Here is a 25,902-nt window from a genome sequence, read left to right as displayed (position 1 = left end):
CCAGCAAGTTTCGTGCCGAATTGCGCGACCTGCCCGGATCAGATGTCTCCACACCGGGTAAAAGGCTCAAACCATCGTCTCAAAGCCGGTCGGTTCATCGGACGACCCCGGAACCCGCGTCGCCGACTCATTCGAGTAGAATAGGGTCACGCAGGCGTGGCTCAATCGTCAGAAGCTAACTCAAGCGATTCCCAAAACGCGATAAATTCTAGATGGAAGCGACCGCGTTCCAACACACTGAGCTGCGAATGTCGTTGAGCCTTCGAGCCTTATGTCAGACTATCCGGAAATATGGTGAGCGCGGTGGGACTCGAACCCACGACCACATGATTAAAAGTCACGTGCTCTACCAACTGAGCTACGCGCTCTCACCTGCAGGGAGCGATGCTGTGCAATGGCGCGGACCATAGAAAGGGAGTATGGGCGGGTCAACCGCAATTGCGCCATGAAAACGGGTTTCCCACGGGTGCGGAATGTCGCGCCGAAGCGGTCGCCGACGGGCCGCGTGAAGCGTCGTTCGAGAAGGGAGTTCGGCTCCGCGTGTTCGAAATTTCCTATCCGACGGCGCTGCTCGCCGGCGCGCTGTCGTTCCTGTCTCCCTGCGTCCTGCCACTCGTGCCGCCCTATCTCTGCTACATGGCCGGCGTGTCGATGGAAGATCTGCGGGCGGGGCAGCGGATGCCGAAGGCCGGCTACGGCCGCTTGGTGCTGACCGCGGTGATCTTCGTGCTTGGCTTCGCCACGGTGTTCGTCGCGCTCGGTGCCGGCGCCTCGTCGGTCGGACAGATCCTGCGCCGCAATCTCGACTGGCTCGGGATCGTCGCGGGCCTCGCCATCATCGCGATGGGGCTCAACTTTCTCGGTGTCTTCCGCATCGCCCTGTTCTCGCGCGAGGCCCGGCTGCAGGCGCCCGATCGGCCGCGCAGTTTCTTCGGCGCCTATGCGATGGGTCTAGCCTTCGCCTTCGGTTGGACCCCCTGCATCGGACCCGTGCTCGGCGCGATCCTCGGCATCGCGGGAACGCGCGCTAGCGTCGGGGAAGGCGCGACCATGCTGGCCTTCTATTCCGCCGGGCTCGGCATTCCCTTCATCCTCGCCGCCGCATTTTCCGGTGCCGCATTGCAGCTGATGACCCGCTTCCGCCGCCATTTCGGCGCGGTCGAGAAGGTGATGGGCGGGCTTCTCGTCGTCACCGGCATCCTCTTCCTCACCGGCGGTATGCAGACCATGTCGTTCTGGCTGCTCGAAACCTTTCCGGCCTTCCAGCGGATCGGATAGGGCGGTTGCCGGAGCGGCCAGTCGTGCTATTCGGCGGTGACGAGGATCACAGCCGGAAGCCGCAGATGTCCAGAACCTGCCTCTCGATCGTGCTCGCCGCCGGCGAGGGCACGCGCATGAAGTCGGCGAAAGCCAAGGTGCTGCATGACGTGGCCGGACGCCCGCTCGTGCTTCATGCGGCGGCGGCGGCCGAAGCGGTGGGAGCGGGGCGTGTCGCCGTCGTGGTCGGGCGCGAGGCCGAGACCGTGTCGGCCGTGGTGCGCGGGGCCATTCCCGGCGCTTCGACGCATGTGCAAGCCGAGCGTCTCGGCACCGCGCATGCGGTCCTGGCCGCGCGCGAAGCGCTGGCGGAAGGGTTCGACGACGTCATCGTCCTCTTCGGCGACACGCCGCTGGTTCGGCCCGAGACGCTGGCGCTCGCGCGCTCGGAACTCGCGGCGGGCGCCGCGGTCTGCGTCGTCGGTTTCCGCTCCACCCGGCCCACCGGCTACGGGCGACTGATCCTTCGGGGTGACGATCTCGTCGCCATTCGCGAGGAGAAGGATGCAAGCGAAGCCGAGCGGCGTCTCGAGTTCTGCAATGGCGGGGTGATGGCGATCGACGGTCGGCAGGCGCTGAGCCTTCTCGACGCCATCGGCAACGCCAACGCGAAGGGCGAATTCTACCTGACCGACATCGTCGAAGTCGCCGCGAGCCGAGGCCTTGCGGTGCGGTGCGTCGAGGCGGAAGAGACCGAGGTGCTGGGCGTCAACACTCGCGTCGAACTCGCGCGCGTCGAGGGCCTCTGGCAGGCCCGCCGGCGCGATCAGATGATGCTGGGCGGCGTGACGCTGGCCGCGCCGGAGACCGTGTTCTTCGCTTACGACACCACGATCGCGGCCGACGTCGTGATCGAGCCTCATGTCGTCTTCGGACCCGGCGTCACGGTGGCGTCCGGGGCGACGATCCATGCGTTCAGCCATCTGGAGGGGGCGAGCGTCGGCGAGGGCGTGTCCGTCGGCCCGTTCGCTCGACTGCGGCCGGGCACGGATCTCGGCGCGGGCGCGAAGGTCGGCAATTTCGTCGAGACGAAGAACGCGCGGATCGGCCCCGGCGCGAAGGTCAGCCACCTGACCTATCTCGGCGATGCCGTGATCGGCGCCGAGACCAATATCGGCGCGGGAACGATCACCTGCAATTACGACGGCTTCAACAAGTTCGTCACCGAGATCGGCGCCGGCGTCTTCATCGGCTCGAACTCCTCGCTCGTCGCGCCCCTGACGATCGGCGACGGCGCCTATGTGGGGTCGGGCAGCGTCGTCACCGACGCCGTGCCGCCCGAGGCGTTGGCGCTCGGCCGGGCGCGGCAGGTGGTGAAGGAAGGCCGGGGGCGCGAGATCAATGCGCGCAACGCCGCCCGCAAGAAGGCGGCGGCCAAACCGATCGGGTGATCTCAGGGCGAGCGGGCTCTACGGCTTCCGTCGCACTTGCTGCCGGTTCTTCCGTCGTGGGAAGCCTTCACTCATGATTTGCCGGTAAGGTCCGGCCCATTTCGCGAAAACGGAGAGCGCCCATGTGCGGCATCATCGGCATCATCAGCCACGAGCCCGTCGCCTCGCGTCTCGTCGATTCATTGAAGCGGCTCGAGTATCGCGGCTATGATTCCGCCGGCATCGCGACGCTGCAGGACGGGCGGCTCGAGCGTCGGCGCGCCGAAGGCAAGCTGCGCAATCTCGAGGCCAGGCTCCTCGAAGAGCCGCTGGTCGGCACTATCGGCATCGGCCACACCCGTTGGGCGACGCATGGCGTGCCGAACGAAGCCAATGCCCACCCGCATGCGACGAAGCGGCTGGCAGTGGTCCATAACGGGATCATCGAGAACTTCCGCGACCTGAAGGCCGACCTGCAGGCGGACGGCTACAGATTCGAAAGCGAGACGGATTCGGAGGCGGTGGCGGTCTATGTCACGCGCCAGATGGATCGGGGCCTTTCGCCGCGCGAGGCCGTTTCTTCCACGCTGAAGCGGCTGGAGGGCGCGTTTTCGCTGGCTTTCGTCTTTTCAGGTGAGGAAAACCTCCTCATCGGCGCGCGCCGAGGCAGCCCATTGGCGGTGGGCGAAGGCGAGGGCGAGATGTTTCTCGGCTCCGACGCCATCGCCCTGTCGCCCTTCACGGATGCCGTCCGCTATCTCGAAGATGGCGACTGGGTTGTGGTGACCCATGGCGGCGTCGAGATCTTCGACGCGCTAGACCGGCCCGTCGAGCGCCCGCTTCGCCGTTCCACCGGCAAAACCTTCTACGTGGACAAGGGCAACCATCGCCACTTCATGCAGAAGGAGATCTACGAGCAGCCCGAGGTTCTCGCGCACACGCTCGGCGCCTTCGTCGACATGACGACGGGGCGGACGCGGCTACCGCAGGGCCAGTCCTTGGACTTCTCGAACGTGCGACGTATCGCGATCTCCGCTTGCGGCACTGGCTACTATGCCGCGCTCGTCGGCCGCTACTTCTTCGAGCGTTATGCGCGAATCGCCTGCGATCTCGATGTCGCCTCCGAGTTCCGTTACCGCGAGAGCCCGCTGTCGGACGTCGATCTGGCGCTCTTCGTCTCGCAATCCGGCGAGACCGCCGACACGCTGGCTTCGCTGCGCTATGCGAAGGGTGAGGGGCTGCGCACGGCCGCGATCGTGAACGTGCAGGAATCGACGATCGCGCGCGAGGCGGACTTCATGTTCCCGACGCTGGCGGGACCCGAGATCGGCGTCGCCTCGACCAAGGCCTTCACCTGCCAGCTGATGGCGCTTGCGGCCCTCGCCATCCGTGCAGGCGTCGATCGCGGCGTGATCGACGGCGACGGCGAACTGGAACTGACGCGGGCGCTGGCCGAAGCGCCGCGTCTGGTGAATGCCGCGCTCCACTGCGAGGATGCGATCGAGCTTCTGGCCCGCGACATGGCCACGCACAACCACGCGCTTTTCCTCGGCCGGGGCTTCTCGTTCCCGCTGGCCATGGAGGGCGCCCTGAAGCTGAAGGAAATCAGTTATATCCACGCGGAAGGCTATGCGGCGGGCGAGCTGAAGCACGGACCGATCGCGCTGATCGACGAGACGATGCCGGTGGTGGTGATCGCGCCGCACGACCGGGTCTTCGAGAAGACGGTCTCGAACATGCAGGAGGTTGCCGCGCGCGGCGGCAAGATCGTGCTCTTCACCGACGAGAGCGGCGCCGCTGCCGGCGCGATCCAGACGACGCACACGATCGTGCTGCCCGACATGCCGGAGATCCTGACGCCGATCGTCTACGCCGTGCCGCTGCAGCTGCTGGCCTATCACACGGCGGTGCAGATGGGCACGGATGTCGACCAGCCCCGCAATCTCGCCAAGTCCGTTACCGTCGAGTAGCGACAGCCTCAACCAGCGCGCAGCAGGCGGATCGCGTCGTCCTTGCCGAACAGGTAGAGGAGGGCGCGCATCGCCTGGCCACGGGGCGAGGCGAGATCGGGATCGGTGGCGAGCAGCAGCCGCGCGTCGTCGCGGGCGATCTCCATGAGGTCGGCGTGCTCCTCGACGCGCGCGATGCGGAAGCTCTGGAGGCCGGACTGGCGGGTGCCGAGAAGATCGCCTTCGCCGCGCAGCTTGAGGTCTTCTTCCGCTATGCGGAAACCGTCCTCGGTCTCGCGCATCACAGCGATGCGCGCCTTGGCGGTTTCGCCGAGCGGTGCGCGGTAGAGGAGCACGCAGGACGACGCCTTGTCACCGCGCCCGACGCGCCCGCGAAGCTGGTGGAGCTGCGAGAGACCGAACCGCTCGGCATGCTCGATGACGATGATCGAGGCATCGGGCACGTCGACGCCGACCTCGATGACGGTGGTGGCGACGACGATGCGGGTGCGACCGGACTTGAAGTCCGCCATCGCCGTGTCCTTTTCCGGCCCCGTCATTCGGCCGTGGACGAGGCCCACCTTGTCCCCGAAGAACTGGCGCAGCACGTCCGCGCGCTCCTCGGCGGCTGTCAGGTCGCTCTTCTCCGATTCCTCGACGAGTGGGCAGACCCAGTAAAGCTTGTCGCCCTCCTCGATGGCGCGGCCGGCGCGGGCGACGACCTCGTCCAGCCGGTCGAATGAAACGGCGACTGTGGTGATCGGCTTGCGGCCTGCCGGCTTGCCGTAGAGCCGGGAGACATCCATGTCGCCGAAGGCGGCGAGCACGAGCGTGCGCGGGATCGGCGTCGCCGTCATCACGAGAAGGTCGGGTGCGCGGCCCTTGCGCGTCAGCGTCAGCCGCTGGTGAACACCGAACCGGTGCTGTTCGTCCACCACGACCAGCCCGAGGTCGTGATAGGCGACGTCGTCCTGGAACAGCGCATGGGTGCCGACGATGATATCGGTGTCGCCATTGACGATCGACTCGAGCTTCGCCTTGCGGACGCGACCGTTGTCGCGGCCCGTCAGCAGCACGATCGACAGGCCGGCGGCGTCGCAGTAGCGGGCGAGACCGGCGAAATGCTGGCGGGCGAGGATCTCGGTCGGTGCCAGGAGCGCCGACTGTGCCCGCGATTCCTTCGCGGCCGCCATCGCGAGAAGCGCCACCACGGTCTTGCCCGCGCCGACATCGCCCTGCAGCAGCCGGAGCATGCGGTCGGGCCGGCCCATGTCGGCATAGATCTCCGCCAGCGCGCCGCGTTGCCCGTCGGTCAGTATGAAGGGCAGCGCGCCTTCAGCGCGGGCGCGCAAGCCACCGTCTGTGCCGAGGATCCGGCCCGGTTGCTTTCTCGCGTTCTGCCGCGCCAAAGCCAGCGCCATCTGACTCGCCATGAATTCGTCATAGGCAAGCCTTCGGTAGCTCGGCTTCGTCAGGCCGAGATCGCTGGGGTCGGCCGGATTATGAAGCGCCTGCAGGGCATCGGCGAAGGCCGGGAAGCCTTCGCGCTTGAGGACACTGGGTTCGATCCACTCCGGCAGCGCAGGCAGCTTGGCGAACGCGCTGTCGACGCCGCGCCGCAGGACGCGCGATGAAAGGCCAGCGGTGAGCGGATAGACCGGCTCCACCAACGGCAGGGACGCGGCGTCCTCGGCGCTGCCGACGAAATCGGGATGGATCATCGAGGGACGACCGTTGAACCAATCGACCTTGCCGGAGACGAGCAGCGTCTCGCCGATCGGCAGCAGCTTCTCCAGCCATTGCGGCTGGGCGCGGAAGTAGGTGAGGGCGATCTCGCCGGTGGCGTCCTGCGCCATCACCCGCGCCGGCTGGCTGCGCGCCTCGCGCGAGGGCATCACGTAGCGGTCGACCCGCACCTCCAGCGTCACGAGAACGCCCTCCGGCGCCGTCGCGATCTCCTCGCGTCGGCGCCGGTCGATGACCCCGCTCGGCAGGTGGAACAGAAGATCGCGCACCCGAGCGCCGTCCTCCGCCCCCGCCGGTGCGACGAGCCCGGCGAGGAGGGCCGACACCTTCGGTCCGACGCCGTTGAGCGTTGAGACGGAGGCGAACAGGGGGTCGAGGATCGAGGGGCGCATCGCCGCACGTTTATCGTCTGTTCTCGCCCGCGCAAAGGCTGACAGCTTGCGCCGGCCTGACTATATACCGACGCAAAGTCGCCGGGTCGCCGCAGGGCTGTCCCGGTGTCCTGCCGTGCGTTCGATCGACGGCGAGCCGCCAGCGGAGATGTCGCGATGACCGGAACCACACGATCCTCGAGCGATCTCGACCCGCGCCGGCGCAAGGCGCTGTTCCGGTCGTGGCATCGCGGCACGCGCGAGATGGATCTCGTTCTCGGACGCTTTGCAGACGCCGAGATCGACAAGCTGGATGACGAGGAGATGGAGGTCTTCGAGCTGCTGATGGAAGCGCCCGACCGCGATCTCTTCACCTGGCTTACCGGATCGGCCGAGACGCCCGCCAACTACGACACGACGGTCTTTCGTCGCATCCGCTCCTTCTACGAACTGCACGGAACCGACATCGCATGAGCAACCCCGCCATCCTCAAGAAGGCGCTGGAGAAGGGCGCGGGGCTGAGGATCGGCAACGTCCTCGACGGCTACGACTCGTTCCTGCTCGCCGAGATCGCGCGTCATCGCGGCAAGACCAAGCCGACCGTGTTCGTGATGCGCGACGGCAACCGGATGGGCGAACTGGAAGACGCCCTGCGCTTCGTCGCGCCCGATCTGCCCGTGCTGACGCTGCCGGCCTGGGACTGCCTGCCCTACGACCGCGTCGGTCCCTCGAACGAGGCGGCGGCGCGAAGGCTATCGGCGATGTCGGCGATCGGGTCGCTGCGCAGCGACCCGCACCGTGCGCTGATCCTGACCAGCGCCAATGCGCTGCTGCAGAAGATGCCGCCACTGCAGGTGCTGCAGGACGAGACGATTTCGGCCAAGGCGAGCGGCCGGATCGCGATGGACCATATCGTGCGGGTCTTGCAGCGCGGCGGCTTCGAGCGGGTGACGACGGTGCGCGAGCGCGGCGAATTCGCGGTGCGAGGCGGCATTCTCGATCTCTTCCCGCCGGGCGACGAGGAGCCGCTGCGCCTCGACTTCTTCGGTGACACGCTCGAATCGATCCGGACGTTCGATCCCGCGACGCAGCGCACCAGCGGCCAACGCAAGAGCTTCGAACTCGCGCCGGTCTCGGAAGTCACGCTGAAGGACGAGACGATCTCGCGCTTCCGCACCAACTACGTGAAGCGCTTCGGCGCACCCTCGCGCGACGATGCGCTCTACACCTCAGTCAGCGACGGACGGCGGTTCTCCGGCATGGAGCACTGGCTGCCGATCTTCTACGAGCGCGTGGAAACGCTGTTCGACTACATCGAAGGCTTCCCGCTCGTACTCGACCATCTCGTGGTGGAGGCGGTCGGCGAGCGCCGCAAGCTCGTGCAGGACTATTACGAGGCGCGGCGGCGCGGCGTGGCCGAGAAGAGCGCGGAATCCGTGCCCTACAATCCGCTGGGGCCGCAGGAACTCTACCTCACGGAGGACGAGCTGAACGGCGGGCTCGCTGCAGCCGATCCGATCCGCCTCTCGTCCTATGCCGTCACCGACGCCGGCTTCCAGACCGACGTCGTCAATCTCGACGTCCATCGCGGGCGAAACTTCGCAGCCGAGCGGCAGGCCGGCGACGTCAACGTCTTCGGTGCGGCAGTGGAGCATATCTCGCGGCTTCGCGCCGACGGCAAGCAGGTCATCCTCGCAGCGTGGTCCGAAGGCTCGCGCGAGCGGTTGAAGCAGGTCGTCGAGGAGCACGGGCTCGGCAACGTCAAGGCCGTCGATACGCTGAAACAGGCCCTGGAGGTCGGCAAGAACATCGTCGCCACCGCCGTGTTCGGCGTCGAGGCCGGTTTCGAGACCGATCGCATCGCCGTGGTCGGCGAGCAGGACATTCTCGGCGACCGGCTGGTGCGGCGGGGCCGGCGCAAGAAGCGCGGCTCGGACTTCATCGCGGAGGTCACCGGCCTCGACGAGGGCGACATCGTTGTTCACGTCGATCACGGCATCGGGCGCTTCGTCGGTCTTCGCACGATCGAGGCGATGGGCGCCCCGCACGACTGCCTCGAGCTGCGCTACGCCAACGAGGACCGGCTTTTCCTGCCGGTTGAGAACATCGAGCTCCTGTCACGCTATGGCGGCGAAGGGTCGGAAGCGATGCTCGACCGCCTCGGCGGCGGCGCCTGGCAGGCGCGTAAAGCGAAGCTGAAGAAACGCCTTCTCGACATGGCCGGCGGGCTTATCCGCATCGCCGCCGAGCGCCAGATGCGCGGCGCCCCCAAGCTCCTGCCGCCGGACGGCCTCTGGGGCGAGTTCCAGGCCCGTTTCCCCTACGAGGAGACGGAAGACCAGATGACGGCGATCGATTCGGTCACCGACGACCTTGCGGCCGGCCGGCCGATGGACCGGCTGGTCTGCGGCGACGTCGGCTTCGGCAAGACGGAGGTGGCGCTGCGCGCCGCCTTCATCGCCGCCATGAATGGGCTGCAGGTGGCCGTCGTGGTGCCGACGACACTGCTGGCGCGCCAGCACTTCAAAACCTTCTCCGAGCGCTTCCGCGGCCTGCCGCTGAACGTGGCGCAGGCCTCGCGCCTCGTCACGGCAAAGGAACTTGCGGAGACGAAGAAGGGCATCACCGCTGGGACGGTCGACATCGTCGTCGGCACCCATGCGCTGCTCGGCAAGGCCGTTACCTTCGGCAATCTCGGCCTGCTGATCATCGACGAGGAGCAGCATTTTGGCGTGAAGCACAAGGAGCGGCTGAAGGAGCTGAAGTCGGACATCCACGTCCTGACCCTTTCGGCGACGCCGATCCCGCGCACGCTGCAGCTGGCGCTGACGGGCGTGCGCGAACTGTCGCTCATCACCACGCCGCCGGTGGACCGCATGGCGGTACGCACCTTCATCGCGCCCTTCGATCCGCTGGTGGTACGTGAGACACTGCTACGCGAGCGCTATCGCGGCGGTCAAAGCTTTTATGTCGCGCCGCGGCTGTCGGATCTCGCCGGGATCAAGGAGTTCCTGGACGATCAGGTGCCGGAGCTGAAGGTCGCTATCGCGCACGGCCAGATGGCCGCTGGCGAGCTCGACGACATCATGAACGCCTTCTACGAGGGCCAGTACGACGTGCTGCTGTCGACGACGATCGTCGAGTCCGGACTCGACATCCCTTCGGCCAACACGATGATCGTGCACCGCGCCGACATGTTCGGTCTGGCGCAGCTCTACCAGCTTCGCGGCCGCGTCGGGCGCTCGAAGCAGCGCGCCTATGCGCTGATGACGATCCCGGCCAACAAGACGCCGACGGCGGGCGCCGACCGCCGCCTCAAGGTGCTGCAGTCGCTGGATACGCTCGGCGCCGGCTTCCAGCTCGCCAGCCACGACCTCGACCAGCGCGGCGCCGGCAACCTGCTCGGCGACGAACAGTCCGGCCATATCAAGGAGGTCGGCTTCGAGCTCTATCAGCAGATGCTGGAGGAGGCCGTGGCGGAGATGAAGGGTGTCGAGATCGAGACCGACGGATCCTGGTCGCCGACGATCGCCTTGGGAACCGCCGTGATGATCCCGGAAAGCTATGTGCCGGACCTGCAACTCCGCATGACGCTGTACCGGCGTCTGGCGGACCTTCAGGACGCGCGCGAGATCGACGCGTTCGGCGCCGAGCTGATCGACCGGTTCGGACCGTTGCCGACCGAGGTTGAGCATCTCCTGAAGGTCGTCTTCATCAAGGCGCTCTGCCGCAAGGCCAACATCGAGAAGCTCGACGCTGGGCCGAAGGGCCTGGTTGTCATGTTCCGCGACAAGAGCTTCGCCAATCCCGGCGCGCTGGTGCGCTACATCTCGGAGCAGGGTCCGGCAGCCAAGATCCGGCCGGATCAGTCGATCGTGCTCATGCGCGACTGGGAAAAGCCCGAGCAGCGGCTCAACGGAGCCGCCGGAATCGCGACGCAGCTCGCACGCTTCGTCGACGAGGCGCAGAAGAAGGCGGCTTGAGGCAGGGGCCAGGTTGCACGACCGGCGGACCGGGCGGTATCAGCCGCTCCGCCCGTTGGCATCGTTCAGCCGGCGCCCGGCTCGCGCCAGAAGGCCGGCAGGTAGAAGCCGGTCAGCGGCGTGACCGCGGGGTGCTGGATGAAGGTCCAGCGCGCCAGCCATTGTTCGCCGATGTAGTAGAGCGGGACGACGTAGTGGCCGCTGATGAGGACGCGGTCGTAGGCGCGCACGGCCGAGACGAAGTCCTCGCGCGAGCGCGACGAGACCATCGCCGCGATCATTGCATCGACCGCCGGGCTGGCGACGCCTGCATAGTTGAACGATCCCGCGCGGTCGCGCGCCGCCGAGCCCCAACGGTTGATCTGCTCGGCGCCGGGCGACAGCGTGCCCGAGAAGGCCGAGATCAGCACGTCGTAGTCGAAGCTCTGCTTGCGCTTCTGATACTGCGCATCATCCACCTGTCGCACGTTCGCCTCGACACCAATGCGGGCGAGGGTTCGGGCATAGGCGAGGGCGATCTTCTGCTGGTCGATCGACTGGACGAGGATCTCGAAGGAGAGCGGCGCCCCATCCGGACCGATCATCCGCGTTCCCTCGAAGCGGTAGCCGGCGGCCTGAAGCTGGTCGACGGCCTCGCGCAGCAACCGACGATCGCTTCCCGTGCCGTCGCTGACCGGCGGCTTCCAAGCGCCCGACAGAACGCTTCGGTCGAGCGACGCCGCGTAGGGCGCCAGAAGCTCGCTCTCGCGGGCATCCACCGGACGACCGAGGCTCGAGAGTTCGGAATTGTCGAAGAAGCTGCCGAGGCGGCTGTAGGCGCCATAGTAGAGATTGTCATTGGCCCATTCGAAGTCGAACAGGAGGGCGAGGGCGGCTCGCACCCTTTCATCCGCAAAGGCGGGACGGCGCGTGTTGAAGAAAAAGGCGTTCAGATTGGCTGGCCGGCCGGTCTGGAACACCTCCTTGACGACGCGCCCGTCGGCGACGGCGGGGAAGTCGTAGGCCGTGCGCCAGTGCCGTGGATTGGGCTGCTGGTAGATGTAGAGGTAGGACAGGCCCTTCTTGAACGCCTCGAACTGGGCGTTCTGGTCGCGGTAGTACTCGACGGTAATCTCGTCGTAATTGTCCATGCCACGCTTGGTCGGCAGATCCTTGCCCCAGTAGTCGGAATTGCGGCGATAGACGATACGCTGTCCCGGCTCGACGCGGTCGATCACGTAGGGGCCGGAGCCCACCGGCGGCTTCGTCGTCGTCTCAGCGATCGTCCTGGCGTCGAAATCGCCGGCCGGCATCACCGGCAGGCTGGCGAGCAGCAGCGGCAGCTCGCGGTCGGCCTTTTCGTTGAAGGTGAAGCGGACGCCGTGCTCGCCGCGCTTCTCGACCACGGCCACCTTTGACAGCCAGTTCGAATATTGCGGACGCACGCTGCCCTGAACCTTCAGGAGCTCGGCGGTGGCGATCACGTCTTCGGGCCGCACCGGACGACCGTCCGAGAACCGGGCGGCGGGGTTGAGTTGGAACTCGACGAAGGTGCGTTCGGGATCGGTCTCGACGCTTTCAGCGATCAGGCCGTAAAACGTGAAGGCCTCGTCGGCCGAGCGCTGCATCAGCGGTTCGAAGACAAAATTGCCGAACTCGGCATCGGCGAAGATGCCGCGTGCAGTGGTGAGTGCTCCGCGCACGCTGACAGGGTTCAGATTGTCGAAATCGCCGAACACACCGTAGACCATCCGGCCGCCCTTCGGTGCGGCGGCGTTGGCATAGGGAAAATGATCGAAGCCGTCGGGGAGTTTCGGCTCGCCCTGCATGGCGATGCCGTGCTGCGGCTCGGCCGAGGCCGGAATGATCGATCCAGCGGCGACCAGAAGGGCAAGGGAGGCCGACCAAGCGGCGGTCCGCAAGGTTCGGGCAGGGTCTGGCGAGGGCATTCTGGGGCGCACTCCGGTGGCTTTCATCCCGGAAACTATCGAATCTTCCGGGGCTTGCCTACCGCCCACCGGCCGGGCGCAAGCTTCGGGCAGGTCTTCAAAAGGGCGTATTTGCAGAAGACCGCGGAGGTCGTTATGCAGTCGGCGACCCGAGATCGAAGCCGACGCCGAAAGAAGGATGTCCGTCCCGTGAGAACCCGTTTCAAGTCCATCGAGCGTACCGCAGCCGTGGTCGGCCTCGCGACCGTCGCCGGTATGCTGGCGCCCGCGACCGGCGCGGTGGCACAGCAGGTTCCGGCCGAATGGTTCAAGGTCTGTTCGCCGCAGGCCGACAACAACATCTGCAACACGCAGTACACGATGATCGCCGACACCCGTCAGCTCATTACCGCAGTGAACCTGATCAACGTCACCGGCAAGGTGACGCAGAAGGTGCTGCAGGCGGTCGTTCCGACCGGCCGCGTGGTGCCCGCCGGCGTCCAGATCCAGATCGACGAGAACAAGCCGCAGACACTGAACTACTCGGTCTGCTTCCCCGATCGCTGCATCGCCGAGGCCGAGCTGTCGGACGCGCTCGTCGCCTCGATGAAGAAGGGCAAGGTGCTCAAGGTCACCTCGGTCAACTTCCAGCGCCAGCCGAACCCGATCAGCGTCAGCCTTTCGGGCTTCACGCAGGCCTATGACGGCCCGGCTCGCGCCCAGCCGGAACTCGCCGAGCGCCAGCAGAAGCTGAACGAAGCGCTCCAGAGCCAGGCTGACGCCCGTCGCCAGCGTTTTGAGGACGCGCAGAACAAGGCGAAGGCCGAGCCCGCCGCGCAGTAAGACGCGGCAGAGGATTACAGATAACGAGACGGCGGCCAATGGCCGCCGTTTCCATGTCCGGGTTTCGCGTTCGAGCCCGGCAGTCGGGATCAGTTCCGACGCGTTTCCTTCAGGCGATAGGACCCGTCAATCGGGCCCTCGAAGAGGTCGGCGATCTGCGGATGGCGCACAGCCGACCCCGACTCGTCCGGAACGAGATTCTGTTCCGAGACATAGGCGATGTACTCGCTGTCAGCATTCTCGGCGAAGAGGTGGTAAAACGGCTGGTCCTTGCGCGGGCGCACGTCCGCCGGGATCGACTGGTACCATTCCTCGGTGTTGTCGAATTCCGGATCCACGTCGAAGATCACGCCGCGGAACGGGAAGAGGCGGTGCCGGACGATCTGGCCGATGAAGAAGCGGGCGTTCTGCGATGTGCTCATGGCGAGCGACATAGCCCCGCCCGAAGCCATCGGGCAAGGCTTTCGCACGTTCGAACGCCTCTAAACGCGGGCTCGCGTCACGGCACGAGCGGGTCGAGCGGCGCGTCATCTGGCGGCGTGCGGCGAGGCGATCGGCGCAGCGACGATCCCGGCGTCACGCCCTCCTTCATCACGAACCGTCGCAGCATCGAACCGCGCGCCAGCAAGCCGAGCCCCAGGCTGCGGATCGCCTGCACCGGCAGGAATTCGGTCAGCAGGGACCGGTTCAGGAGATCCACGGCGGCTGTTCGCGAGACGACGTCGACGCGGCGCTTGGCTTCGTAGTCACGCAGCATCGCCGGGCATCCCGGATCGTCCCGGTGACGACCGGCGACCTCGATGAGGTCGGCGGCGTCGCGCAATCCGAGATTGAGACCCTGCGCCCCGATCGGCGGGAACACGTGCGCGGCCTCGCCGACGAGGGCGATTCGCTCGGCCGTCATCCGTTCGGCGGCGGCGCCGCTGAGCGGGAAGCACTGGACGCCCTCCTCGACCTCGACCGCGCCAAGGATGGAATGCATCCGATCCTCCACCATCCGCGACAGGCGGCTGAGCGACACGTCGGCGAGAAGATCGGCGACCTTCGGCTCCTCGACCCAGACGAGCGATGAGCGCCGACCGGGCAGGGGAACCTGCGTGAACGGCCCCGTCCGCGTGTGGAACTCCGTGGAAATGCTGTCGTGATCGCGGTCATGTGCGAAGTTCAGGACGATCGCGCTCTGGGGATACGACCATTTGCGCACGCCGATGCCGGCATGCGTGCGAACCGGCGAATTGCGCCCGTCCGCCCCGACAGCGAGGCCGGCGCGGATCTCGTGGGTCGCGGTCTCGATCGTCACTCCGTCCGCGTCGGTGGCGATCGAGACCAGGCCTTCCTCGACGACGGTCAGCCGATCGGACAGCGTTTCGCCGATCTCGTTCAGCATTCTCAGGAGATCGGCGTTCATCACGTTCTGCCCGAACGCGTCGAGATCGATTTCGCTGGCGTGGAATTCGACCGTCGGTGCGCGCAGAAGGCGACCGGTATCGTCGATCAGGCGCATGACCACCAGCGGCTGGCCAGCCTCCCGCAACCCCTCGGCGAGCCCCAGACCCGCGAGGAAATCGACGGAGGGTCCGATCAGCGCCGTCGAACGCCGGTCGGAGGTGGAGGCCGGCGCGAGCAGGATCGTGTCGAAACCGGCCTTGGCAAATCCAACTGCCGCGCTCCAGCCGGCGAGGCCGCCGCCGACCACCGCGATCTGACGTTTGATCAGGGGCATATCGTCACTCTCTCGTCATCGAGGTGCCGACGGATCGCCATAGACCCGCCTGTTCACATGATTTGCTGACATACGGCGAACGCCAAGGATGACAATGACATGTCGCCTGCGATACTCACGGCGGATCGGCTCTCGGGACCCAGGCAAACGACGTGACATCCAATTTCCGGCAATGGCGGGCCTTTTCCGTCCATCTGCTGACGGCGAGCGGCGCCTTCTGGGCCTTCATGTCGATCATCGCGGCAGCGGAACAGCATTGGGTCGACATGTTCGCCTGGCTCGGGCTCGCCCTGTTCGTCGACGGTATCGACGGGCCGATCGCCCGCAAGGTCGACATCAAGCGCGTGCTGCCGAACTGGTCCGGCGATATCCTCGACTCGATCATCGACTATTCGACCTACGTCCTGATTCCCGCGTTCGCACTCTACCAGTCCGGGATCATCGGACGACCATGGTCCTTCGTCGCGGCCGGCCTCATCGTCATCACCAGCGCCGTCTACTACGCGGACACGCGGATGAAGACGAAGGACAACTTCTTCCGCGGCTTCCCCGTGACGTGGAACATGGTGGTCTTCACCTTCTTCGCGACGAAACCGAACGAATGGACGGCGCTCCTCTTCGTCGTCTTCTGCTCGGCCGCGACCTTCCTTCCGATCAAGTTCCTGCATCCCGTCCGCGTGGTTCGCTTTCGGGCCTTCAATCTCGCCGTGTTCGCGGTCTGGTCGATCTGCGGCATCCTGGCGATCGTCTCGAATTTCGATCCGGACCCCTGGGTTCGGCACACCATTTTGTTGACGGGCCTTTATCTCTTCTCGATCGGCGGCATCTTGCAGTTGAAAGACCGCATCTTTGGCGGCAGCGGACGCAACGACGAACGGGAAGAGCACGCATGACGAACGCCATCGTAGTCGAACAACTCGGCGGGCCCGAGGTTCTCCAGTGGAAGCCGGTCGAGGTTGGCGCTCCCGCGCCCGGCGAGATCCGCGTCCGCCAATTCGCAGCCGGACTCAACTTCATCGACGTCTATTTCAGAAACGGGACCTACAAGGCGCCGCAGCTGCCCTTCGTGCCGGGCAAGGAAGGGGTGGGCGAGATCGTTGCCCTCGGCGAGGGCGTTTTGGGGCTTCGGATCGGCGACCGTGTCGCCTACAGCAGCGCCGAAGGCACCTATGCCGAGGAGTTGCTGGTCAAGGCTGCGATCGCCGTGCGCGTGCCCGACACGATCGACAACGAGACGGCAGCGGCGATGATGCTGAAGGGCATGACCGCCGAGTACCTGCTGCGACGCACGTTTGCCGTCGGTCCCGGTCACACGATCCTGATCCACGCGGCCGCCGGCGGCGTCGGCCTCATCGCCGGCCAGTGGGCCAAGCACCTCGGCGCCACCGTGATCGGCACGGCGGGATCGGCGGATAAGGTGCAACTGGCACTCGACCACGGGTACGACCACGTCATCAACTACCGGGAGGAGAACTTTCCCGAACGCGTGCTCGAACTGACCGATGGCCGCAAATGCGACGTCGTCTACGATTCGGTCGGGCGTGACACGTTCCCTGCCAGCCTCGACTGCATCCGCAGGCTTGGTCTCTTCGTGAGCTTCGGCCAGTCCTCCGGCACGATCGCCAATTTCGAACTCGCGATGCTCAACCAGAAGGGATCGCTCTTCGCGACGCGTCCGAGCCTGATGGGCTACAACGCGACTCGCGCCGAAACCGAAGCCTCGGCGAGCGCGCTGTTCGAAGTGGTCGCGTCGGGGGCCGTCAAGATCCGGGTCGACCAGCGGTACCGGTTGGCCGACGCGGCGGAGGCCCATCGCGATCTCGAGTCGCGGCGCACGACCGGCACCTCGATTCTTCTCGTATGACGCCATGCCTTCGACCAATCGGCAGGCGATGGGCGACGAGCGTCCGGTGATGTCCTGATGATGGCTGCTCGGTCGGCGGGGCCGCCGCGCCCCGCGAGAAACCGAAACCTGCAATGGCTTCGGGCCTTCGCCGCGATCTGCGTGCTGCTCTACCACGCAAGCGTCTATCTCGACCGGTTCGTCGGCGACGACCGGTTCGTCCGCGTCTTCGACGGACGCTTCGGGCTTCTCGGCGTCGCGATCTTCTTCGCGTTGTCGGGCTATCTGATGGCGGAAATCTTGCCGCGGACGGACCCTTGGCGGTTTCTCGCTCACCGCATCGTCCGCATCTATCCGATCTTCTTCATCGTCCTTGGCTCGCTCATTGTCGCGCGCGGCAAACTGCACGAATACGACTTCTGGGCGATGACGCTCGTGCCGGTGGGCGAGGGGCGGATCTACTATCTCGGCGTGGAATGGACGCTGCTGTTCGAGACGACGTTCTACGTGTTCCTGTTCCTGTGTTCCCTCATCGGTCTCAAACGCCGCGTCGAGGCAATAGCGCTCATCTGGCTCGCCATCATCGCGTTCGGCACCTGGTGGCTGCCAGCTCAACAGATCGTGCTGACGCCGACGATCGATCTCCTTCCGATGATGGCGGTGAACTCCGCGTTCGCGGGCGGCCTGCTGATCCCATGGCTCGCGCGCCGCGGACTGTTCCAGCCGGCCGTCGGCGCTCTCGCCATGGGCGTCATGATGTTGAGCGGGGCGTTCTCGATCGGCGGCGATCGCTGGGTTGCCTCCGTCGCCGCCGTTCTTCTCGTCGGCCTGGCTGTCTCGTGGGATCGAGGAGATCGTCGGCCCGACGAACGATTGGCGAGCCTCGCAGATCGCTACGGCGACTGGAGCTACGCGCTGTATCTCTGCCATGCTCCGCTGATCATCGCCCTGATGATCCTGCATCCGCCCATTCCATCGCCGCTGCTCTGGGTCGTCGGTGTGGTCGGACCTCTCGCGATCGCCATTCCCTACGGGCTGCTCGATCTGAAGCTCTACGCGATCCTGCGTCGAACCATCGACGCCTGGCCCGGCGCCGCCCGTGTCGTGCTCGCCTCGTCCTACGCGATTGCCTTCATGGCGCTGGCCGCGGTCGCCGCGACGGTGGGGACGGGACGAAACCCCCGCGTGCCGGAAGCCCAGCCGGTGCTCGTGCCCGAGGTTCCTCCGACTGAGACGACGGTACCGACGCTGATGCCGGCTGCGCCGACACGGTGACCTCGATGGCTTGCGCTCGGCTTTTCCCTCGCATAGAGCAAATGTCAGGGATGGGTGGCCGAGTGGTTTAAGGCAGCGGTCTTGAAAACCGCCGTGCGGGGAACCGTACCGTGAGTTCGAATCTCACCCCATCCGCCATGTGATCCCGGGCTGTCGCGGTCCTATGCAGTCACGCAGTTCAACCGTGGTCGGCTGCACATCGCCTTCAGTCGCTGGCGTGACGACCGCTGCGAGCAGGCTTCCGACCAGCTTTCGAATGGACCCCCCTTTGAGCCTCGCCGAGAACCTGCATCGCCTTCGGATCACGGACGGACATTCCATAAATGAGGTGGCCGATGCGACGAGGATCCCGGCTTCGGTTCTCCACGCGGTCGAAGACGGACGGACGCAGGTCTCGCCGCGCGTCCTGAAGGCGTTGGCGCGACATTTTCGGGTCAGCGAGGTGGAATTGACGAACTGACGGATCGGCACATCGGCGATGGCGTCGATTGGCGAAGTCTCATCGTCACTGACAGATCGTGTTCGAGCGCAGCGGGGGGACGAGATGCAAACTGCTGGCAGGGCGATCCGGCGGTCCGGACTAGGTAAGGACAGGATATGCGCCTGCTCTATAGGCGTAGCCGCTCACGAATCTTTTCCTTGGCGTCCACGCTCCCGCATCGTGAACCAAGGTCCGGCGGACCGTTCCAAACGTCGAAGATGCCCGTAATCGTAGGCAACACCGCAGTCTGACCCCTTGCCGGCCTCCTGTGCCGAGACGGCAACAGTCAACTCGAACAGTTTTCCACAACCGTCTTCGGCCACAGATTTGGACTGTTGATCTCCATTTTTATCTGCTGGTAATCTTTTCGGGAGAGGTATGGGCGCGATCGTATCGAGCGTGCGCAGGCCAGAGTTGAGGGGAACGACCGAATGAAATCGATCGGGGGATCATTTCGTCGTCAGACTGCGCTCGTGGCTGTCGCGACCTGCGCCGTGCTGACGCTCTCCGCCTGCCAGTCCAGTTCTTCGTCGACGCACGGCGAACACGAGGAGCTCGCCCCCGACGACGACGCGCCGATCTTCAGTTCCAGCATCTTCGGCGTGAAGGCGAGCCCCCGCATGACGCGCTTGAAGCGCGTGCCTAAAGGCGGCGGACGTGATCAGGTCGGCAAGCCCTATGTCGTGCGCGGCAAGTGGTACTATCCGAAGGAAGAGCCCGGCTACGTGAAGTCGGGCACGGCCTCTTGGTACGGCTCCAACTTCCACGGCCGCCTGACCGCCAACGGCGAAATCTACGACATGTACCATCTGTCGGCGGCACATCCGACGTTCCCGTTGCCGTCCTACGCTCGCGTGACCAACCGCAAGAACGGCAGTTCGGTGGTGGTTCGCGTCAACGATCGTGGCCCCTACGTCCACGACCGCGTCCTCGACGTGTCGTCGAAGGCCGCCGAGCTTCTCGGCTTCCAGAATGCCGGCGTCGCCGACGTGAAGGTCGAGTATGTCGGACGGGCCCCGCTGGAAGGGGACGACACCAAGATGCTGATGGCATCCTATCGTCCCGCAGCCGGTCGGCCGGTCGACGACGGGCTGGCGAGCGGTGTGATGATCGCCTCCAATGATCGTCCGTCCCGCCAGCCGCTGATGATCGCATCCGCCTTTGCCGCGCCGAAAGCCATCCCGTCGCTGCCCGGTGTCAAGCCGGCCCCGACGACGCCGTCGATCGAAAGCCTGATCGACAATTACGACATCGGCAGCGCTGGCGATGCGCCTGTTCCCAAGCCCCGCGGCTTCGCGCTCTCCTATGCATCCTCAGGCACGAAGTCGGGTTCGGTTGCGGCGCTCGATGCCCTGACCGCTCAGGTCGCCAACGTCGACCCGCAGGAGCGGATCGAAATCGGCGTCGTCGAGGATCTCGGGCTCCTGATGCGCATCGGCGAGATCGCCCGGGACCATGCGGATCTCGTCGAGGACCGGGATGCCGCCGGGGTTTCGCTCGCCTTGAACGTTCATGCCGGGCAGGACATCGACGGATTGCTCGAAAAGCTCTGGCAGGCGGGCGCCGATGGTGCCTTCGTCCTGCGCGACTGACACGCTTTCCGCTTCATCAAAACGAGCCGTACGCTCGAACTTGTCGTGCGGGTTCGCTGTCGACCTGCTAGTCTTCGACCCGCGAGAAGACGGCAGATTGCGGAAGTTCAGATGACCTCGAAACGGCATGTTGCGTCGACGATGGCCCATGTCGGCTTGTTGTGGCTCGCAGCGTTGATGATCGCGGCGCCGGCGTCGGCTGCGGATGACAAGGCGCCTTTCGCGATCGAAACCGTCGCCGGTCAGGCTCTCATCCTCGACATCGAAACCGGAAGCATCCTTCTGGAGAAGGATGTTGACCAACCGTTCCCGCCGGCATCGCTGGCCAAGCTGATGACCGCCGAGGTCGTGTTCGATGCCCTGAAGCGCGGTGAAATTAGCCCGGCCACGGCCTATCCGGTGACGAACCACGCCTGGCGAACGGGCGGCGCGCCCTCCGGCACATCCACCATGTTCGCCGCCGTCCGATCCGACGTTCCGGTCGAGGCGCTCGTTCGCGGTCTGGTCGTGCAGGCGGCCAATGACGGCGCCATCGTTCTGGCGGAAGGGCTCTCCGGGTCGGAAGAGGCCTTCGCCGGGCGGATGAACGAGCGCGCGAGGGAATTGGGGCTCACAGCCAGCCGCTTCGTCAACCCGACCGGGCTTCCGGCCGATGGTCAGTCGGTCACAGCTCGGGACATGGCTCAGCTTGCGCGGCATATGGCGGCGGATGCGCAATGGTATCCGCTCTACGCCGAGCCGCAGTTCGAATGGAACAAGATCCTCCAGCGCAACCGCAACCCGCTGCTGCGCCTCGACATCGGCGCCACCGGCATGGCCAGCGGCTTTACGCGCGATGTCGGCTATTCGATCGTCGGGGTCACCGATCGGGGCGGACGCCGGACGGTGCTGGTGCTCGCCGGTTTGGAAACCGACGCCATTCGCACGAAGGAGACCGAAAGGCTGGCCAACTGGACGCAGGACAATTTCGAGCGCCGCCGCCTGTTCACGGGCGGCGAGACGGTCGGTTTCGCCGACGTCTTCGGTGGGCTGTCGCAGAGCGTCCCTCTAGTCCTGCAGGACGACCTCGTCGCCTACGTTCCCGCCGACAGGACGCTGACGGCCGCCGCCGTCGTCTATGACGGGCCGTTGCGGGCGCCGATCGGAAAGGGCGCCAAAATCGGAACGCTCGAGATCAAGGTCGATGGCAAGACGAACCTTCGGCGAGACCTCTTTGCGGCCGAAGACGTCGTCGAGGGGACGTTCTCGATGAAGGCTCTCGATGCCGCTCGCGAGTTGGCCTTCGGCTGGATTCGCAGTCTCTGATGCCGCCCACAGTGGAAACGCGCAGCGGTGTCGGCTGCTTCGTCACGTTCGAAGGCGGCGAGGGCAGCGGGAAGACGACGCAGATCGCACGTCTGGCCGCGCGGCTGCGCGGTCGCGGCTTCGACGTCGTGGAAACTCGGGAGCCTGGGGGAACGCCCGGGGCCGACGCGCTGCGTCAGATCATCCTGTCCGGCGCGGCCGAGAGCCTCGGCAACGAGATGGAGGCGATCCTGTTTGCTGCCGCGCGGCTCGATCACCTGACCTCGCTCATCCTGCCGGCGCTGGACCGCGATGCCATCGTGCTCTGCGACAGGTTCCACGATTCGACGCGGGCCTATCAGGGATCGAGCGACGGCGCCGATGCCGAGTTTCTGCAAAGCCTGGAGGATGCGACGCTGGAAATGCGCGGTCCCGACCTGACGCTTCTCCTCGACGTGCCCGCCGAGATCGGCCTGCACCGGGCGGCCGTGCGCCGATCGGGGCGGGCGGTGGACCGGTTCGAGAAGGAAGATCTCGCCATTCACGAACGACGTCGCCAAGCCTTCCTGGAGATCGCGCATCAGGAGCCCGATCGCTGCGTGGTCATCGACGCGACCGGAAATGCCGAGGCCATCGAAGCTGCGGTGGAGGCTGCCTTCCGCTCGCGTCTGCCGCGTTGGGCCGACGCTGGTGGTGCCGTCGAACGGCGACGCGAAGCATGAGCGAAATCGCGCCGCAGGAGGGCCATGACGATCTCGACGAGGTGTCGCCACCATCCGCGACTCTGCGTCTGCGCGGGCGCTCGGCCGAATGGCATGAGTTGCAGCAGGCCTTCGAAGGCGGCCGGATGCATCATGCCTGGCTGATGCAGGGGCCCAACGGTATTGGGAAGGCGACCACGGCCTTCGCCTTTGCGCGCATGGTGCTGGGCGGGCCATCGACGTTGCGAGGCGGGTCGGACACGGAACCCATGTTCGATCCCGAACACCCCGCCGTGCGGCAGATCGCACAGGGCAGCCATCCGAACCTCATCCACCTCAGCCGCCCACGCGTCGATCGCGGTGACGGCTTCAAGACGCAGATCACGGTTGACGAGATCCGCCGGCTGAACCAGTTCTTCCGAGCCACCGCCGGCGGCGGATGGCGCATCGCCATCATCGATCCCGCCGACGACCTCAATCGCAGCGCTGCCAACGCATTGCTGAAGACGCTGGAGGAGCCGCCGGAGCGCTCGCTGTTCCTCATTGCCAACCACACGCCCGGTCGACTGCTGCCGACCATTCGCTCGCGCTGCCGGGTCCTTCGGTTCGAACCGCTTGCGAGCGATGTCATCGCAGAGGCACTCACCGATCTACAGCCGAGCGCGGGCGCTGAAGGCATTCGCACCGCCGTGGCGATGTCGGGGGGCAGCCTGCGGGATGCGCTGCTGATGCTGACGAACGGCGGGCTGGAGGTCGGAGCGCAGGCCGACCGCCTCTATGCCGCGCCAAGGCCGGACTGGAGCGCCATCCAGTCGACGCTCGACGCGCTGCTTCAGAAGGGCCGCGAGGCCGCCTGGGCGCTGCTGCTCGAGGCGCTGCTCGGTAAGGTTTCAGCCGAGGCGCGGGGGCGCGTCGAGCGAGGGGATGTCGCGGGCGCCGAGATCATGGCGCGGCTCTGGCAAACAGAAGCCGCGCGCTGGCGCGAGGCCACCGCTTTCAATCTCGACCGCAAGCAGATGATGCTTACTTTCTTCGCGCGATTGTATGCGGCACGGGCCGAGTTCGGCGGGGAGCGCTGAATCCCGGTGGCCAGCGGCGTTGAGGCAACTGCCGCAATGGTCTATCTCCGTCCCAACCTTCTCAAGCTTGCAAGACTGTCGACATGTCCGAGCGCTTCTACCTGACCACCGCGATTTCCTATCCGAACGGTCGGCCGCATATCGGCCATGCCTACGAACTCATCGCGACTGACACCATCGCGCGGTTCAAGCGGCTGGACGGCTACGAGGTTCTGTTTCTCACCGGCACCGACGAGCACGGCATCAAGATGCTGCAGACGGCCCGCGCGCTGGGCATCGAACCCGCCGACCTCGCGGCCCGCAACTCGGCCGAATTCCAGGAAATGGGACGCCGCGTCGGCAGCTCGAACGACGACTTCATCCGCACCACCGAGGAACGGCACAAGCGCGCCAGCCAGGAGATCTGGCGCCGGATGGCGGATGCCGGCGACATCTACAAGGGGTCCTATGCCGGCTGGTATTCGATCCGCGACGAAGCCTATTACGCCGAGGACGAGACGCGCCTCGGCGAGGGCGGCGTGCGGTTGGGGCCGCAGGGCACGCCGGTCGAATGGGTTGAGGAAGCCAGCTACTTCTTCAAGCTTTCGGCTTTCACCGATCGCCTGATGGCGCATTACGAGGCGCATCCCGAATTCATCGGCCCGGCCGAGCGGCGCAACGAGATCCTGTCCTTCGTGCGTTCGGGCCTTCGCGACCTGTCGATCTCGCGCACCACCTTCGACTGGGGCATCCCGGTGCCCGGCGACGAACGGCACGTGATGTATGTGTGGGTCGACGCGCTGACGAACTACCTGACGGCGACCGGCTATCTCGAGGACGGCGAGCGCAAGGCCTTCTGGCCCGCCGACCTTCATGTCATCGGCAAGGACATCGTGCGGTTCCACGCCGTCTACTGGCCGGCCTTCCTCATGTCGGCGGGTATTGATCTGCCGAAGCGGATCTTCGTCCACGGCTTCCTGTTCAATCGCGGGGAGAAGATGTCGAAGTCGGTCGGCAACGTCATCGATCCGCTGGCGCTGATCGACGCCTATGGCCTGGACCCGTTCCGCTATTTCCTTCTGCGTGAGGTGCCGTTCGGCCAGGACGGCAACTACTCGCACGAGGCGATCGTCGCGCGGATGAACTCCGAACTCGCCAACGACCTCGGTAATCTCGCGCAGCGCTCGCTTTCGATGATCGCCAAGAACTGCGAGGGCAGGGTGCCGCATCCCGGCGCCTTCACCGAAGCGGACCAGGCGATCCTCGAGATGACCGGACTTCTTCTAGAAAAGTGTCGCGCGGCGATCGATCGGCAGGAATTGCACGGCATGCTCTCGGCCGTCATGTCTGCCGTCTCGGAGACGAACCGCTACTTCGCGGGACAGGAGCCCTGGGTGCTGCGCAAGATCGACACCGCCCGCATGGGAACCGTCCTCTACGTGACGGCGGAAGTCGTGCGCCGCTTCGCCATCCTGCTTCAGCCGGTGATGCCGGACTCCTGCGCCAAGCTTCTCGACATCCTGGCGGTCGAGCCGCATGAACGCAGCTTCGTCGAACTGGCGCAGGGACGCGTTCTGGAACCCGGTCGTCCGCTGCCGGCACCGGTCGGCATCTTCCCGCGTTTCGTGGAGCAGGATCCGCAGGCCGCATGACCTCCGAACCGTTCCTCGTCGACAGCCACTGCCACCTGGACTTTGCCGAGTTCGACGAGGAGCGCGACGACCTTGTGGCTCGTGCAGCAGCCAACGGCGTCGGGCTGATGGTGACGATCTCGACCTACGTGTCGAAGCTGCCCAACCTCGTGGCGCTCACCGAACGCTATCCCAATGTCTATGCCTCGGTCGGCACGCATCCTCTGAATGCCGCCGACGAGCCCGACATCGCGACGTCGGAACTCGTTCGCCTGAGCGCCGGCCCACGCATCGTCGCGATCGGCGAGGCCGGTCTCGACTACTTCTACGACCGCGCTCCGCGCGACGTGCAGGCCACCGTCTTCCGCCGGCAGATCGCGGCTGCGCGCGAGACCGGCCTCCCGCTCGTCATCCACGCGCGGGCGGCCGACGACGACATGGAAACGATCCTGCGCGAGGAAACCGTGGAGGGCGCGTTCCCGTTCATCCTCCATTGCTTTTCGTCCGGGCGCCGGCTGGCGGAGGTCGGCGTCGAACTCGGCGGCTATGTGTCGTTCTCGGGCATCCTGACCTTCAACAAGTCTCAGGAGATCCGCGACATCGCAGCGGACGTGCCGATGGAACGGCTTCTCGTGGAGACCGACGCACCGTATCTGGCGCCGCCGCCGTTTCGCGGCAAACGCAATGAGCCGGCCTATGTCCGCCACACCGCCGAGGTGCTGGCCAGCGTGAAAGGTACGGATCTCGCCGGGATTGCTCAGGCGACGAGCGACAACTTCTTCCGGCTGTTCCGAAAGGTCCCGGACCCGCGTCCGGTCTCGTGACGCG

The 25,902-nt window shown here is 65.9% G+C and carries 20 protein-coding genes and 2 tRNA genes; 17 read left to right on the top strand and 5 right to left on the bottom strand.

Translation table 11 applies throughout. From position 1 onward, the window contains the following. Positions 1-292: 292 nt before the first annotated feature. Positions 293-368 (bottom strand) — tRNA-Lys (locus AUL33_RS00645). A gap of 172 nt (positions 369-540) precedes the next feature. On the opposite strand from AUL33_RS00645, the gene AUL33_RS00640 reads away from it, so the two are divergent. The 3 genes from AUL33_RS00640 to glmS all read left to right on the top strand — a co-directional run bounded on the left by AUL33_RS00640 (position 541) and on the right by glmS (position 4,657). Beyond that, the gene (locus AUL33_RS00640) at positions 541-1,278 is read left to right on the top strand and encodes a cytochrome c biogenesis CcdA family protein (RefSeq protein ID WP_062202606.1); all 738 of its coding nucleotides are present in this window, start codon (positions 541-543) and stop codon (positions 1,276-1,278) included. A 65-nt stretch (positions 1,279-1,343) separates the two neighbouring features. Then, complete coding sequence (glmU, locus tag AUL33_RS00635; protein ID WP_062202602.1) at positions 1,344-2,708, top strand: bifunctional UDP-N-acetylglucosamine diphosphorylase/glucosamine-1-phosphate N-acetyltransferase GlmU; 1,365 nt, start codon at positions 1,344-1,346, stop codon at positions 2,706-2,708. 122 nt (positions 2,709-2,830) lie between these two features. Next, a complete protein-coding gene (gene glmS, locus AUL33_RS00630; protein WP_062202600.1) occupies positions 2,831-4,657 on the top strand; it encodes a glutamine--fructose-6-phosphate transaminase (isomerizing) in 1,827 nt (608 codons plus the stop codon). 8 nt (positions 4,658-4,665) lie between these two features. On the opposite strand, the gene recG is transcribed toward glmS, so the two are convergent. Next, positions 4,666-6,774, bottom strand: coding sequence for an ATP-dependent DNA helicase RecG (gene recG, locus AUL33_RS00625; protein ID WP_062202598.1), 2,109 nt, complete (start codon positions 6,772-6,774; stop codon positions 4,666-4,668). A gap of 156 nt (positions 6,775-6,930) precedes the next feature. On the opposite strand from recG, the gene AUL33_RS00620 reads away from it, so the two are divergent. Together AUL33_RS00620 and mfd are read left to right on the top strand one after the other, a co-directional pair. Next, positions 6,931-7,227, top strand: coding sequence for a succinate dehydrogenase assembly factor 2 (locus AUL33_RS00620; protein WP_062202596.1), 297 nt, complete (start codon positions 6,931-6,933; stop codon positions 7,225-7,227). After that, positions 7,224-10,736 carry a transcription-repair coupling factor gene (gene mfd, locus AUL33_RS00615; protein WP_062202594.1) on the top strand — a complete coding sequence of 1,171 codons (3,513 nt, stop codon included), beginning with the start codon at positions 7,224-7,226 and terminating at the stop codon, positions 10,734-10,736. The genes AUL33_RS00620 and mfd overlap by 4 nt, the downstream gene beginning before the upstream one ends. A 65-nt stretch (positions 10,737-10,801) precedes the next feature. Here the strand turns inward: mfd and AUL33_RS00610 are convergent, their stop codons facing one another. Then, positions 10,802-12,544: an extracellular solute-binding protein gene (locus AUL33_RS00610; RefSeq protein WP_244491823.1), complete on the bottom strand. Its 1,743-nt coding sequence runs from the start codon at positions 12,542-12,544 to the stop codon at positions 10,802-10,804. Between the two features lie 375 nt (positions 12,545-12,919). Here AUL33_RS00610 and AUL33_RS00605 point away from each other — a divergent pair, with 375 nt between their 5' ends. Then, on the top strand, positions 12,920-13,486 hold the full coding sequence (locus AUL33_RS00605) for an invasion associated locus B family protein (protein WP_062202746.1): 567 nt from the start codon (positions 12,920-12,922) through the stop codon (positions 13,484-13,486). 89 nt (positions 13,487-13,575) lie between these two features. On the opposite strand, the gene hspQ is transcribed toward AUL33_RS00605, so the two are convergent. Beyond that, the gene (hspQ, locus tag AUL33_RS00600) at positions 13,576-13,908 is read right to left on the bottom strand and encodes a heat shock protein HspQ (protein ID WP_062202744.1); all 333 of its coding nucleotides are present in this window, start codon (positions 13,906-13,908) and stop codon (positions 13,576-13,578) included. Between the two features lie 77 nt (positions 13,909-13,985). Then, complete coding sequence (locus AUL33_RS00595; protein WP_062202589.1) at positions 13,986-15,209, bottom strand: UbiH/UbiF family hydroxylase; 1,224 nt, start codon at positions 15,207-15,209, stop codon at positions 13,986-13,988. A gap of 152 nt (positions 15,210-15,361) precedes the next feature. Here AUL33_RS00595 and pcsA point away from each other — a divergent pair, with 152 nt between their 5' ends. From pcsA to AUL33_RS00540, 11 genes are all read left to right on the top strand, one after another. Next, positions 15,362-16,102 carry a phosphatidylcholine synthase gene (gene pcsA / locus AUL33_RS00590; protein WP_062202587.1) on the top strand — a complete coding sequence of 247 codons (741 nt, stop codon included), beginning with the start codon at positions 15,362-15,364 and terminating at the stop codon, positions 16,100-16,102. Beyond that, positions 16,099-17,073 (top strand): quinone oxidoreductase, encoded by a 975-nt coding sequence (locus AUL33_RS00585; RefSeq protein WP_062202585.1) that lies wholly within the window; start codon positions 16,099-16,101, stop codon positions 17,071-17,073. Before pcsA ends, AUL33_RS00585 begins: the two co-directional genes overlap by 4 nt. A gap of 57 nt (positions 17,074-17,130) precedes the next feature. Continuing rightward, entirely contained in the window at positions 17,131-18,327 is a 1,197-nt protein-coding gene (locus AUL33_RS00580; protein ID WP_062202583.1) for an acyltransferase, read from the top strand. A gap of 48 nt (positions 18,328-18,375) precedes the next feature. After that, positions 18,376-18,465: transfer RNA gene (locus AUL33_RS00575), tRNA-Ser, on the top strand. A gap of 25 nt (positions 18,466-18,490) precedes the next feature. Further along, a complete protein-coding gene (locus tag AUL33_RS23005; protein WP_082652223.1) occupies positions 18,491-18,787 on the top strand; it encodes a helix-turn-helix transcriptional regulator in 297 nt (98 codons plus the stop codon). Positions 18,788-19,239: 452 nt separating this feature from the next. Beyond that, positions 19,240-20,400, top strand: a complete 1,161-nt coding sequence (locus AUL33_RS22905; protein WP_082652222.1) for a septal ring lytic transglycosylase RlpA family protein — start codon at positions 19,240-19,242, stop codon at positions 20,398-20,400. A 111-nt stretch (positions 20,401-20,511) separates the two neighbouring features. Beyond that, the gene (locus tag AUL33_RS00560) at positions 20,512-21,705 is read left to right on the top strand and encodes a D-alanyl-D-alanine carboxypeptidase family protein (RefSeq protein ID WP_062202577.1); all 1,194 of its coding nucleotides are present in this window, start codon (positions 20,512-20,514) and stop codon (positions 21,703-21,705) included. Next, on the top strand, positions 21,705-22,406 hold the full coding sequence (tmk, locus tag AUL33_RS00555; protein ID WP_062202575.1) for a dTMP kinase: 702 nt from the start codon (positions 21,705-21,707) through the stop codon (positions 22,404-22,406). Before AUL33_RS00560 ends, tmk begins: the two co-directional genes overlap by 1 nt. Further along, a complete protein-coding gene (locus AUL33_RS00550) occupies positions 22,403-23,464 on the top strand; it encodes a DNA polymerase III subunit delta' (RefSeq protein ID WP_062202573.1) in 1,062 nt (353 codons plus the stop codon). Before tmk ends, AUL33_RS00550 begins: the two co-directional genes overlap by 4 nt. Positions 23,465-23,547: 83 nt before the next feature. Then, positions 23,548-25,095 (top strand): methionine--tRNA ligase, encoded by a 1,548-nt coding sequence (gene metG / locus AUL33_RS00545; protein ID WP_062202571.1) that lies wholly within the window; start codon positions 23,548-23,550, stop codon positions 25,093-25,095. Then, positions 25,092-25,898: a TatD family hydrolase gene (locus AUL33_RS00540; protein WP_062202569.1), complete on the top strand. Its 807-nt coding sequence runs from the start codon at positions 25,092-25,094 to the stop codon at positions 25,896-25,898. The genes metG and AUL33_RS00540 overlap by 4 nt, the downstream gene beginning before the upstream one ends. The last annotated feature ends 4 nt before the right edge of the window (positions 25,899-25,902 follow it).

The sequence above is a fragment of the Aureimonas sp. AU12 genome (genome assembly GCF_001463705.1).
In the GTDB taxonomy this organism is placed as follows: Bacteria; Pseudomonadota; Alphaproteobacteria; order Rhizobiales; family Rhizobiaceae; genus Aureimonas.
Note: the sequence above shows the minus strand (reverse complement) of the source record. Positions and strands in the feature narration are given on the sequence as shown.